Raw genomic sequence first — 13,452 nt, forward strand, 5'->3', positions numbered from 1 at the left:
AGCCGGTTACTGCAAAGTAACCGGTTTTTTTTTAATCAGGCAATTGGCGTTGGTACTGATATTCCACATCATTCAAATAGGTCATTAGCATCTGGCTTGCGGTATTTATTTGGGCTAGGTTAAGGGTCTGCTCCGACATTTTTTCACTCATATATTGGCACCATGAATCCCAATAATTCTTCAGTAATTCAACTTGCTGAATAATAGTTTGCTTATGCATATCAATATTTGTAATTTCATTCGATAAAGACATTAACTGTGAGAGCCTGAATATATTGGTGTCAATGGTATTAAGTTCTTCTTTATGCTCAATAATTTGGTCACTTAGATAAAGTCGCACATCGACTAGCTTAGAGAACTCAAGGCCATCATCAACCATAGAAAGCAGGTTTTTAATATAGTTAATAGCGGCTTTTAATATTTCTTTTTTGTTGGGGGAAATATTTAAAGAGTCAATTAATTCCTTACCTTTAAAATATTTATCAAAAAAATCAGTGAGCTTGGAACGCAGCACAATGTCTTCTGCTGCTGTAATGATAGAGTAATTATTGTGTAGTTCATTTATTTTTGCTTGCATGCTATGTTTTGATGCAAATAAAACTTCTTTTTGGTTTGTATATTGGGAAAACTTTAATTTGTTAGGTTCGTTAAGATGAAATACGAGCAGTGATTCAGTGGTGTAACGTATTTTAGAAATTAACTTTTCTAACTCTAATTTCGTGTCCATTAGGTCATCAATAAAACCTGCAGTGAATACTTGCCTCTTTAAATCTGCATAGTTATCACTAGGTGTTGCTGAAGAATTGGGTTCATATAATTCACTGTTTAGGATGTAGTTTAGTTTGATTCTTAATATGGGTATTGAATTTCGAATAAGTTCATTCAGTCTTTCTGTTTTTATTGCAATTTTTTGTATTCGACCATAAATAATATAATCATAATTTATAATGTTTTTATTAAAAGAAACAATATTATTTGAAATACATCTTAACTGGTAGATATCTGTTGAGGGTAGCATTGGTAAATCAAAGTTGTCATGCATATTAATGCCTTTTATTGGGATGATGTGTCATATGTTTGTAGTTCATCAAATAATTTAATTAAATGAACAGAGTAGTCTTGAATTGAACCCCAAGAAATAATAATTCGTTTGAATTGAGCAACAAATCGAATAAGCTTGTCTGCATTGTTTATTCGTTGGAAAATTTCTATGGATTGCTTTATTTCAGTCAAAATAACTAGCCACATATAATCAAGATGATCAATGGCGAGGCGAGCATCTTTAAACAAACTTTCAATTTTATGCAAGTTAAGTTGGATATCAAAAATGGTTTTTTGAATTAGCTTTTCATTGTTAATCTTGATGTTTAGTTCGGCAATTTCTTTTAATAACTCATTCTTTTTGGCTCTTATTGCATCTGCTTTCGGCCCAAAGATGCTGCGGGTGATGACTAAACCAATAATTCCCCCTGTTAATCCTGTAAAACATAATTTGACAAAGTGGGAGTACTCTTGCTCTAGTTGTACAATATCTTGTTTTTTAAATTCTATCATTTCTTTTAAAAATGATTCTGAGCTATCGCGATTGACGGGTTCGAGTTGTTGATAAAGGCCTTTTATATTAAATAGTAAGGATTCAACATGTTCAAAGTTTGAAAGGTATCCACCTGTAATATAAGCTCTAAAGTCTGATACTGTGTTTTTGATTTTTATTGTTTTTATAGATTGCTGTTTTATATCACTCTTAATTAAATTTAAAATGCTAACAAGTTCAGTGGCAATTTGTTGGTCGTCATTTTGATAGGTGATTTTATCTAAATCATTTTCGGTTAAATCATCTAGACTATCGGATATTTTTTGCAAAATTGGCATGTGGTTAATGTACTCAATAATTTGATTGCCCGTTTGCATGATATTTCGACTAGTAAGGGACAAATTAACTGATTGCTCTTTTACCTGTTGTTCTACATTATCCCAACTGTTTGCATGTGTACGTATATTGAGGATTGCGTTTGTCAGTTCTCCAGATTCTATGGGAAGTTCTGTAGATTCATTAATGCCAAACCATTTTAAAATATCAGTCTCACGTAAAGGTAATGCAAGTGCAAAACGAACATGTTTGTGAATATTAATTAAATCTTCTAAAGTAAATATACCTGCTGAGCGAGCAGAAAGTGTATCCTGATTAGTTAACAATGCTAATGTTGCATTTCCTATATTTTCTTTTTCAATAATTCGGTCGTAACATTCTTGAGTTTGCATTATTTATTCCAACTTATTAGGTTAATGAGTTATGAACAGCTAATTTGTTCATTATTTGAATGCATATATATAGTAGGTATAGTGACTAATTTAAGAAAATTGCAGCAATAAATTATAAAGTAGAGGCTTTATATTGATAACCTACTAGAAACGTCAGGCTAGGGTTGATACTAAAAAATGAAAATCAGCGCTAAAAAATAACTCAATGTGTGTATCCCTATAGTAAAAAGTAACATTTATAAAATTGATCTAATTAATAGGAACGCTAATTTTTATAAAGCTAAGCGGGTATGAAATGAAGATAAAGGCCTAAAAGCCTCTTTGCCATAAGGCAGAGCATAGAGCTACCTGTTTAACCTTTGAAATCGTTGATACAAAACTGTTGATTGGTCAATAAATTGGCAACGAAAAACCCAGAACAGTGATAAAGCCACAAAATATCAATTAATTAAATGAATATGTCATTATATAATTGATAGAATAAACTATACTAGACGCAAGAAGAACATCACATTCCAGCCTTAGTCGGTTGTTATGAATCAGCAAAAACAGTACTTGCGGGAGAATAGCTATAGAGACAATGATTCATCAATGTATTAATGCATTTCATTGCGCTATGTAGTCTTTGATGTCAATCGATGTGCTGTGGCAGTAGGGATCTAAAGTGATAAATAAAAAAATTGATAAAGTTATAGCTGAAATTCTGGATCATTTGTCTACATTGGCACTGGGAAACAAAGAATACACACGACTTGTTTGGCAATTTGATGAACAAACGGCTTTTCCTGGCTTAGCATGGCTGTCTTCACAGACTTGTTACCCACAATTTTATTGGTATCAACGTACCGGTGCAGAAGAGTGCAGTGCGTTGGGGCGCGTTAAATCCTTTTATTCTATCGAAGATGCTGAATATTTCTTATCCCAATATCCTCAAACACCTGATGTGCGTTTATGGGGGCTGAACGGTTGGAATGCAGTTGGGGATGGGCTGACAAATGAAGAAAAACAACAAGCGACATATTGTTTTCTCCCACGTTTAGAAATTCACCGATTGCGCTCAACCATCAATGTGAGCCTAAATATTGATGGGAAAGCGGACATTCAAGCTGCAATTGAATTTCTCTCGGAACTAACCACTGTATCAGATGTACCGCTAACGCTTTCTGCTTCGATTACTGAGCAAAAACATATTCCTTGCCATGATGAATGGTGCCGTTTATTAAATGGCGCTATTCGTGATATGAAGATGGGCAAAATGGAGAAAGTGGTGATGGCGCGGGAAACGCAATTATCCCTTTCACAAGCGATATCAGTTGCTGAGTTTTTATCTGCAAGCCAACAAGTCAATCATCATTGCTATCACTTTATGATGGCATTTGATAAACACACTGGGTTCATTTCATCAACACCTGAGCGCTTGTACTTGCGACAAGGCGAGCAACTTAATTCCGAAGCACTTGCAGGTACTGTAGCCAATGATCCTGATGATGTTATTGCTGCGGAACACGCCAAATGGCTGATGGAAGATAAAAAAAATCAGCATGAAAATTTAGTGGTGGTGGATGATATTTGCCAGCAATTGCAGGGCGCTGTTACGGGGATTGATGTTTCCTCAGCAAAAGTGATTCGCTTAAGAAAGATACAACATTTATATCGCTCAATTGTAGCAACCCTGATTACCCCTTCTGATAGCGATTGCTTGCAGCGTCTTCAGCCAACTGCGGCAGTTTGTGGTTTACCAAGAAAAATAGCACGGCAGTTTCTTGCAAAAAATGAGCCTTTTTCTCGAGGATGGTATGCGGGTACTGGCGGGTTTATTAGTTTGAATAAAAGTGAGTTTGCCGTTTCATTGCGCTGTGCTCAAATTAATGGTTCTCAAGTTTCACTATACTCAGGCGCTGGCATAGTGAGAGATTCGGATCCGCAACAAGAGTGGGAAGAAATTGAAAATAAAGCAGCGGGTTTAAAATCGTTGTTTGGTAATGGCTAAAGACCTTAGAATAAAAATGGTTATTTTCTTTTTATTTTCAATTAGTTCACCAAAAATTGTTCTGAGATCAAGAAAATTTTTTCGATCAGTCTAAACTAATTGATAATTAATAATTTGCTGAGCATATTATGTCGAATTCTGCATTTAATATCCGTTGGGCTGAAGTGATCATTGAAGCACTGAGTCGTCACGGAATGAAACACATCTGCATAGCGCCAGGCTCTCGTTCTACGCCATTAACGCTGGCTGCAATTAGCAACGCAAAATTACACTGCCATACGCATTTTGATGAACGTGGCCTTGGGCACCTTGCGCTAGGACTCGCTAAGGCAAGTGACGAACCTGTTGGTGTCATTGTTACCTCAGGCACTGCTGTGGCTAATTTGTATCCATCATTAATTGAAGCAGGATTAACGGGGGAAAAAGTTGTTTTCCTTACTGCTGACAGACCCCCTGAATTGATTGATTGTGGTGCGAATCAAGCAATTCGCCAAACACATATTTTTGCATCACATCCTGCCCAGACATTAATGTTACCACGCCCAACGCGAGATATTTCAGCCAAATGGCTGGTGACAGCGGTGGATAACGGCATGAATCAACTTCATCATGGCGCGTTTCATATCAATTGTCCGTTTGCAGAGCCACTTTACGGTACGAGTGAAGGGGATTATGAATGGCAGCAAACATTAGGTGATTGGTGGAACTCAAATCACCCATGGTTAAGTGAGCCGCTAACCCAAACTGTTGCTCTCGTGGCAGATTGGTATTTTTGGCGCCAGAAAAAGGGTGTTGTTATCGCTGGGCGCATGGGGGCAGCTGAGGGGGAGCTTGTTGCTGCATGGGCTCAAGAGCTAGGGTGGCCAATATTAGGTGATGTACTATCGCAAACAGGGCAACCGTATCCATGTAGTGATTTATGGCTACAAAATCCAAGTGCTCAAGCCATATTGCAGGACGCTGAATTAGTGGTGCAATTTGGCTCAAGTATTACGGGTAAACGGTTACTGCAATGGCAAGCTAATTGCCAACCGAAAGAATACTGGATTGTTGACCCCATACCACAACGCTTAGACCCTGCAAATCATATGGGACGTAAGCTGACATGCTCAATTAAAGGCTGGCTTGAAAATCACCCTGCACAGCCACGTAGTCTGTGGTGTGAACCATTATTAGAACTTGCTGAAAAAACCCAAAAATATGTTGAAAAACAACTATCAGGTCAATTTTCTGAAGCCGCAGTTGCATATCAGCTCCCTGAGTTACTTCCCCCGCGTGGACAATTATTTGTGGGTAATAGCTTAATCGTACGTTTGATTGATTCATTCGCACAGTTACCGGTGAGTTACCCTGTTTATAGTAATCGAGGAGCCAGTGGTATTGATGGGCTCATTTCTACATTGGCTGGCGTACAACGTGCAACAGCGAGACCCACGTTGGGGATCGTGGGGGACATTTCTGCGTTGTACGATTTAAACAGCCTTGCTCTATTACGCGAACCTTCTGCACCGACTATTTTGATTATTGTAAACAATAATGGTGGGCAAATATTCTCCATGCTGCCAACGCCTGATGATGCGAGACAAAACTATTATTGTATGCCGCAGAATGTCAGCTTTGAACCCGCTGCGAAAATGTTTGGATTGCAATACTGTGCCCCGACAGACTGGGATGGCTTAAAAAATACAGTCCAGCAATTTTGGCATAATCAACATGGCACACTTGTTGTTGAGCTAGTTGTTGAGGGGGATGAAGGTGCACGTACATTAAAACAGTTACTTAGCGTTGCAGTGGAGCTTTAATGCTAGCTGCCACATTACATAACCCGGAAAAATCAGGCCCTTGCCTCGTTTGGCTTCATGGGTTGCTGGGCAGTGCGGATGATTGGCTTTCGGTGATTGAGCAGTTTAATGATTATCGATCATTAGCCGTTAATTTACCTGGGCACGGTGGCTCACAGAATGAGACGTGCCAAAGTTTCGAACACTTTAATGAACAATTAAATGCACTTTTGCAACACTATCAAATAGATGAATATTACTTAATAGGTTATTCATTAGGGGCTCGTCTTGCCATGCACTTTGCCTGCTTTTACCAGCCAAAAGGCTTGCTAGGGTTGGTCATTGAAGGTGGAAATGTTGGGTTGGATGACTTACAGGCAAGGCGCGAACGTGAAAAGAATGACAAAACATGGGCGCAACGTTTTCGTACTGAGCCCATGAAAAAGGTGCTGAATGATTGGTACCAACAAGCTGTTTTTGCAGATTTATCGGCATCTCAGCGAAATAAACTGATTGAATTGCGCCAAGAAAATAATCCGCAAGCTATTGCGGATATGCTTGAGAGCACATCATTATCTCAGCAACCATTTTTAGTCCCAAATTTGCACCAACTGACTTGCCCATACCACTATTTTTGTGGCGAGCGAGATCAAAAGTTTCGAAGCGTTTCGCAACAATACACATTGCCATTAACGCTGATTGAAAATGCGGGGCATAATGCTCATCGGGAAAACCCTACGGGCTATGCAACTGCACTTCACCATTTTTTATCACACTGTGGTTAAAGGAATTTGAGAATGATTTATCCAAGCGAAGAAAAACTGTACGCACCTATTGAATGGCAAGACTGCTCCGAAGGGTTTGATGATATTTTGTATCATAAATCCCCTGAAGGGATTGCGAAAATTACCATTAACCGCCCACAAGTGCGTAATGCGTTTCGTCCTCAAACGGTTAAAGAGATGATCCAAGCCTTATCAGACGCACGTTATGATGACCACATTGGTACCATCATTTTAACAGGTGAAGGTGAGAAAGCTTTCTGTGCAGGCGGTGACCAAAAAATTCGTGGCGATTACGGCGGGTACCGTGATGAAAGTGGGACTCACCACTTAAACGTTTTAGATTTTCAACGTCAAATTCGTACCTGTCCAAAGCCTGTTGTTGCAATGGTCGCGGGTTTTGCCATTGGTGGAGGCCATGTTTTACATATGATGTGTGACCTAACGATTGCGGCGGATAATGCGATTTTTGGTCAAACAGGGCCAAAAGTAGGTTCTTTTGACGGCGGCTGGGGCGCATCTTACATGGCACGTATTGTAGGTCAGAAAAAAGCCCGTGAAATCTGGTTCTTATGCCGTCAATATGACGCAAAAGAAGCGTTAGATATGGGGCTGGTCAATACCGTCGTTCCTTACGCTGAATTGGAAAAAGAAACCGTTCGTTGGTGCCGTGAAATGTTAGAAAACAGCCCGATGGCACTGCGTTGCCTGAAAGCCGCATTAAATGCGGACTGTGATGGTCAAGCGGGCCTGCAAGAGTTGGCAGGTAATGCCACCATGCTGTTCTATATGACTGATGAAGGTCAAGAAGGCCGTAATGCTTTCAACGAAAAACGTGCGCCTGATTTCTCTAAATATAAGCGTAATCCGTAATGCGTAAAGCCAAGATTTATTCGTTCAGCCTGCCTATGGAGGCAGGCGTTATCCTTCGTTATCAACGCCTCAAAACACGTGATGGGCTTTTGGTGTGCTTGCAAGATGGGGATAGCGAAGGTTGGGGGGAAATTTCGCCTCTACCTGAATTCAGCCATGAGACTTTGGAAGAAGCAACCGCTGAAACCATTACTTGTCTGAATGAATGGGTGAAAGAAGGCAAAATTTCTGATAGTCAACTTCCTTCAGTAGCATTTGGTGTTAGTTGTGCCGTCGCTGAGTTAACTGGCGAATTACCCAAAGAAGCGGATTATCGCAAGGCACCACTGTGCAGTGGTGACCCTGATGACTTAATTTTGAGCCTTGATGCAATGGAAGGCGAGAAAGTGGCAAAAGTCAAAGTGGGGCTGTATGAAGCCGTACGTGATGGCATGGTGGCAAATCTATTGTTAGAAGCGGTTCCAGAGCTTAAGCTTCGCCTTGATGCGAATCGCAGTTGGACACGTGCAAAAGCGGACGGTTTTGCTAAATATGTTAACCCTGACTACCGTGATCGTATCGCATTCTTAGAAGAACCGTGTAAAACGCGTGAAGAGTCTCTACAATTTGCTGCTGACACGGGCATCAACATTGCATGGGATGAAAGTGTGCGCGAAGAAGGGTTCAAGGTCGAGGCTCTAGAGGGGGTTGCGGCGATTGTGATTAAACCAACACTCACGGGTAGCTTAGCCTATTGCCGTTCTTTAATTGAAGATGCTCATCGTCTTGGCTTACAAGCGGTGATTAGTTCTTCTATTGAAAGCAGTTTTGGCTTAACTCAGCTCGCTCGCGTTGCGCATTGGTTAACACCGAATACAATCCCTGGTCTTGATACGGTTTCTTTAATTCAATCACAGTTAATCCGCCCTTGGCCACAGTGCGAGATTCCATTACAACAGTTAGAGGATTTAACCGTTGTATGGCAGAGTTAACGCCGTTTAATGATTGGCCTTGGCAGCACTGGGCCAATCTTCAACCCGATTCAATTGCTGTATATTCAGATGGTGAAAGCCTAACGTGGGACTCGCTTAACCAACAGGTTAAGGATCTTGTCACTTATTTTTCAATGCAAGGTGTGACAAGGGGGCAATGTGTCGTACTTCGCGGGAAAAACTCGGTTGAGTTATTACTTAGTCAATTGGCACTGATTGCCTGCGGCGTCCGTGTTCTACCGCTTAATCCACGTATTCCTAAACGCGTGTTAAACGAATTATTACCTCATCTAGATGTCAGCTCAGTGATTGATTTTACGGATGATACCGAGCTGCTTTCTCATTATCGAAACCTCGATTACCAACTGTATTATCACTTTATTGGTGAAGATAATTTTCAACCTATCAATTTTCAGATACAAATGGCTCAGCCAGCCACGTTGATATTAACATCTGGGTCAACGGGCTTACCGAAAGCCGCAGTTCACAGTGTTGAGGCCCATCTCAATAGTGCTGATGGTGTCTTGAGTGCGATGAATTACCAACAAGGTGATTGCTGGTTACTTTCCTTACCACTCTTTCATGTTTCTGGACAAGGCATCATTTGGCGTTGGTTACTTAAAGGCGGAGCGCTCGCACTTAAAAATCAACCACTCACAGAAGCCTTGCAAGGCGTTACGCATGCCTCATTGGTACCAACACAGTTATGGCGTTTGCTTAATGATGAAACAGACGTTCAGCTCTTGCTTAAAGAAGTGCTATTAGGTGGTGCCTCAATCCCGTCTTCATTAACGGATTTAGCGCAGAGCAGGGGTATAGCATGCTGGAGTGGCTATGGTATGACCGAAATGGCTTCGACAGTTTGTGCTAAGCGCGCAGATGGTAAACGTGGTGTAGGTTTGCCGTTAAAAGGGAAACAAATTCGTATTGTTGCTGATGAAGTTCAAGTTAAGTCAACGAGTCAGGCTTTAGGTTATTGGTTCGATGGAAAAATTAGTCCTTTAAATTGTATTGATGGATGGTTTAAAACGAATGATAAAGGCGCATTTATTGATGGTGAGTATCAAATACTCGGTCGCCTCGATAATCTCTTTATTAGTGGTGGGGAGTGCGTTCAACCCGAAGATATTGAAGCAGTCATTAATTCTCACCCTAATGTATCGCAAAGTTTTATTATTCCCATTGATGATACAGAATTTGGTCAACGCCCTGTGGCCGTAGTGGAGTGCGACTCAGATTTGCCTCTCAGTGAATTATCCGTTTGGTTAAAAGACAAACTTGCTCCCTATCAGTATCCGAAAAGCTTTTATCAGTTAGAGCCTAGTTTAAAGAGTGGGGGGATAAAAGTGTCTCGTCAGCAAGTAAAAAACTGGGTTTTAGCCCAAGGCCGATGAATTAGATAACAATGCGGGTGGATAGACAATATTATTTTTGCGGAGATTATCAAGCCGGGGCAGCGGCTTGATAAGTGAAAAGAAGAATTAGGCCTTCGGGTCTGGGCCAAATCGATTATTACCCTGAGTCCCATCAAGAATGCTAAAAACAAATAAGATGATCCCACCGAAAGGAACAAATGAGATCAGATACCACCAACCTGATTTGTCTATATCGTGTAAGCGTCTAATAGTGACGGCGATACTCGGCACAATAATCCCTAAGCTATAGATTAGCAATATAACAGACGCAATATAGCCGATACTGCCAATTTCACCTGTATAGCTATCCATTGAAATACTGATTAATATAATCAATGCGCAAAAGACAATCGCGTTGAATAATGTAAACATCCAATATTCTTTACGTCTAGCACGCCCTTCAAAATTCGCATAATTATTTTTTAATACATCCAAATACCAATTCATTTTGATTTTCCTTAACCTAAATTTAAAGTGGGGGAGTATATCGATTGAATTAGTGAATGTAAATACAGAATGGTTTAGGGAACGAGTACGACGGGCAGATTACCCGTCGTGGTATATTTTTATTTCTTTAATTCATTCAACGCTTTCTCAACACCTGCACCGTATTCTGGGTGAACTTGTTTGAATAGGGCAATTTGGCGTAGTTGCGTGGCTTGCGTTGCATCAATTAGTTCACCAGCAATACGTTTAAACATACGTTGGTGTTCGGCATCATCTAATAATTCATATAATGCACGTGGTTGGCTGAAATAGTCTTGGTCTTCACGGTGATCCCAATGATCAGCAGCGCCCTCAATAGATAATGGTGGTTCACTAAAATCAGGCTGTTCTTGGAATAAACCGGTTTCGTTTGGTTCATAAGTCACATGATTACCACTATTACCATCAACACGCATTGCACCATCACGATGATAATTGTGGAATGGGCAGCGAGGTGCGTTTACTGGAATTTGGTGATGGTTAACACCAAGGCGATAACGGTGTGCATCCCCATAGGAGAACAGGCGCCCTTGCAGCATTCTGTCTGGTGAAAAACCAATACCTGGGACAACATTAGCAGGGCTAAATGCCGCTTGCTCAACATCAGCAAAATAATTATCTGGGTTACGGTTTAGTTCGAAATACCCCACATCGATTAACGGATAATCTTTATGAGGCCAAACTTTAGTCAGGTCGAATGGGTTATAAGGTACACTTGACGCTTCTTTTTCAGGCATGATCTGGACTTGTAAATTCCAGCGAGGGAAATCACCTTTCTCAATTGATTCAAATAAATCGCGTTGAGAACTTTCTCTGTCCTTACCGACTAATTGCTCTGCTTGCTCATCAGAGAGGTTTTCAATACCTTGCTGGCAACGGAAGTGGAATTTTACCCAGAAACGTTCATTATTGGCATTAATAAAGCTATAAGTGTGGCTGCCAAAACCGTGCATGTGACGATAGCTTTGTGGAATACCACGGTCACTGGCATCGATGGTTAATTGGTGCAAAGACTCAGGTAATTGGGAGAAAAATGCCCATTTGTGTTCCATCGTACGTAAGTTAGAGCGTGGGTCACGTTTGACGACGTGGTTTAAGTCAGGGAATTTTAAGGGATCACGGAAGTAGAATACGGGGGTATTGTTACCCACCATGTCCCAGTTACCTTCTTCTGTGTAAAACTTGAGGGCGAAACCACGAATATCACGTTCAGCATCCGCAGCGCCACGCTCACCGGCTACAGTCGAAAAACGGGCAAACATTTCTGTTTTTTTACCTACTTCGGAGAAAATTTTTGCGCGGGTATAAGGGGTAATATCATGAGTGACGGTAAAGGTACCAAATGCACCAGATCCTTTTGCGTGCATACGTCTTTCAGGGATCACTTCACGGTCAAAATGAGCTAATTTTTCTAAGAACCAGACATCTTGTAACAACATTGGGCCGCGTTTACCAGCGGTCATGACATTATTATTGTTGGCGACGGGCGCGCCAGAGGCAGTCGTAAGGCCTTTTTTCTTCATCACAATGCTCCTGATTTTGAATTTAATGACTACATAAACCTAACTAAAAAGTTATAATTTTGTAATAAAATGAAAATACCACTACAATAAACTTGTGATTCAGTATAGTAATTATGGATATGATTATCTAATTAATATAACCAATCACTGTGATTGAATGTGAGATAAGTGGGATTTTTTAATATTTCAGTGGGATGAAATTATCTTTTGGCTGAATAGGTTGCGTAAATCTGAGTAATTTAGGCTGAGAAACGGGTGTAAATCGCGTAATATCCGTAGGTAATAATTTCAAGAGGATAAAATAATGCGCAAAGTTGTGTTATTAGTGGCGGCCATGTCCCCATTTTTTATGAATTCTGCTCAAGCAGTATCTGTGAGCGCACAAGCAGGTAAACACTATACTGAATTATCAGCAGGCTTAGGTAATCAAAATGCAGGCCTTGCATTTAATGGTTCTTGGGCACGTAGTGATCATGATGGTCAGATGGGAAGTTTAGGGGCTACATTCGGCCTCCCTGTTGGGCCTTTTGCTGCGTATGTTGGGGGTAAAGGTTTGTATTTATCGCCAGATAATAATAGCAGTGGCGCAGCATTAGCAGTGGGCGGTGGTTTAAATTGGCAGGCATTGCCTTCACTGAATATTTATGGTGAAGCTTATGGCGCGCCAGAGTCACTGACTTCGGGTAGCAAGTCTTACGTTGAAGCGAAAGCGGGGGCTCGTTATACCGTATTTAAACCGTTATCTATTGATGCGGGTTACCGTGTAATTGAAATGAAAGGCTCTCACAATAAGTCGAATGAGAAAATTGCCGATGGCCTTTATTTAGGCGCTGGTCTTTCATTCTAGTATTGTCATCTAATGTTTATTGCCCTTAGTTCCTTATGCAAAACTTGCTGCTAGGGGCATATTTTTTATTTGGCTGTAATTAAATACTTTTAAAGCAAATGATTATCTTTTTGGTTATTTATCTCAGATGTTCATATGACCCTAGGGTATTACTGTAATGAAGTTAAAATATCACGGCTTAACCCTGTGCTTTTCATGATGATTTCGGGGCTAACACCATTTTTAAGCAGCTGAGCAGCCATAGTGAGCTTGGCCTCTTCTCTGCCTTCCTCTCTGCCTTCTTCTCTACCTTGTTGAATACCTTCTTGGCAGCCTTTATTTTGCAAGCGCTGTGCAATACTCATAATAGTCTCCCTATGTTGGTCTGTTTGCTCTTCTAAGATTTGAACGACTTCTTCAAAGTTTGTGGCATCTAACGCAATAAATAGGTAATTAAGGTTAGTAATTACATGACAGTCATATAAAATCATAATTTAACTTATTGTTTTTTCTTCTGTTTAATCATGTTTTTAAATTGAGTGT

At 40.4% G+C, this 13,452-nt stretch carries 12 protein-coding genes; 7 read left to right on the forward strand and 5 right to left on the reverse strand.

What is annotated here, in order from left to right; genetic code table 11:
• Positions 1-31: 31 nt before the first annotated feature.
• The gene (locus tag AC4IFT_RS04795) at positions 32-1,042 is read right to left on the reverse strand and encodes an alpha-xenorhabdolysin family binary toxin subunit B (RefSeq protein WP_490750735.1); all 1,011 of its coding nucleotides are present in this window, start codon (positions 1,040-1,042) and stop codon (positions 32-34) included.
• Positions 1,043-1,053: 11 nt separating this feature from the next.
• Entirely contained in the window at positions 1,054-2,262 is a 1,209-nt protein-coding gene (locus tag AC4IFT_RS04800; protein WP_490750736.1) for an alpha-xenorhabdolysin family binary toxin subunit A, read from the reverse strand.
• Between the two features lie 664 nt (positions 2,263-2,926).
• On the opposite strand from AC4IFT_RS04800, the gene AC4IFT_RS04805 reads away from it, so the two are divergent.
• The 6 genes from AC4IFT_RS04805 (at position 2,927) to menE (ending at position 10,053) form a co-directional block, all read left to right on the forward strand.
• The gene (locus AC4IFT_RS04805; RefSeq protein WP_490750737.1) at positions 2,927-4,252 is read left to right on the forward strand and encodes an isochorismate synthase; all 1,326 of its coding nucleotides are present in this window, start codon (positions 2,927-2,929) and stop codon (positions 4,250-4,252) included.
• Between the two features lie 128 nt (positions 4,253-4,380).
• A complete protein-coding gene (gene menD, locus AC4IFT_RS04810; protein ID WP_490750738.1) occupies positions 4,381-6,054 on the forward strand; it encodes a 2-succinyl-5-enolpyruvyl-6-hydroxy-3-cyclohexene-1-carboxylic-acid synthase in 1,674 nt (557 codons plus the stop codon).
• A complete protein-coding gene (gene menH, locus AC4IFT_RS04815) occupies positions 6,054-6,818 on the forward strand; it encodes a 2-succinyl-6-hydroxy-2,4-cyclohexadiene-1-carboxylate synthase (protein WP_490750739.1) in 765 nt (254 codons plus the stop codon). The genes menD and menH overlap by 1 nt, the downstream gene beginning before the upstream one ends.
• A 12-nt stretch (positions 6,819-6,830) precedes the next feature.
• Positions 6,831-7,688, forward strand: a complete 858-nt coding sequence (gene menB, locus AC4IFT_RS04820; protein ID WP_206082336.1) for a 1,4-dihydroxy-2-naphthoyl-CoA synthase — start codon at positions 6,831-6,833, stop codon at positions 7,686-7,688.
• Complete coding sequence (gene menC, locus AC4IFT_RS04825) at positions 7,688-8,659, forward strand: o-succinylbenzoate synthase (RefSeq protein WP_490731342.1); 972 nt, start codon at positions 7,688-7,690, stop codon at positions 8,657-8,659. Before menB ends, menC begins: the two co-directional genes overlap by 1 nt.
• A complete protein-coding gene (menE, locus tag AC4IFT_RS04830) occupies positions 8,647-10,053 on the forward strand; it encodes an o-succinylbenzoate--CoA ligase (RefSeq protein WP_490731340.1) in 1,407 nt (468 codons plus the stop codon). The genes menC and menE overlap by 13 nt, the downstream gene beginning before the upstream one ends.
• A gap of 87 nt (positions 10,054-10,140) precedes the next feature.
• On the opposite strand, the gene AC4IFT_RS04835 is transcribed toward menE, so the two are convergent.
• Together AC4IFT_RS04835 and AC4IFT_RS04840 are read right to left on the reverse strand one after the other, a co-directional pair.
• A complete protein-coding gene (locus AC4IFT_RS04835; protein WP_490731338.1) occupies positions 10,141-10,521 on the reverse strand; it encodes a DUF805 domain-containing protein in 381 nt (126 codons plus the stop codon).
• Positions 10,522-10,640: 119 nt separating this feature from the next.
• Positions 10,641-12,083, reverse strand: a complete 1,443-nt coding sequence (locus AC4IFT_RS04840) for a catalase (RefSeq protein WP_490750807.1) — start codon at positions 12,081-12,083, stop codon at positions 10,641-10,643.
• 304 nt (positions 12,084-12,387) lie between these two features.
• Between AC4IFT_RS04840 and AC4IFT_RS04845 the strand changes: the two genes are divergently transcribed.
• Entirely contained in the window at positions 12,388-12,930 is a 543-nt protein-coding gene (locus AC4IFT_RS04845) for a YfaZ family outer membrane protein (RefSeq protein ID WP_353243150.1), read from the forward strand.
• Positions 12,931-13,079: 149 nt separating this feature from the next.
• On the opposite strand, the gene AC4IFT_RS04850 is transcribed toward AC4IFT_RS04845, so the two are convergent.
• The gene (locus AC4IFT_RS04850) at positions 13,080-13,274 is read right to left on the reverse strand and encodes an Rpn/YhgA-type helix-turn-helix domain-containing protein (RefSeq protein WP_490750740.1); all 195 of its coding nucleotides are present in this window, start codon (positions 13,272-13,274) and stop codon (positions 13,080-13,082) included.
• Between the last annotated feature and the right edge of the window lie 178 nt (positions 13,275-13,452).

This window comes from Providencia sp. UF-183, from assembly GCF_058246155.1.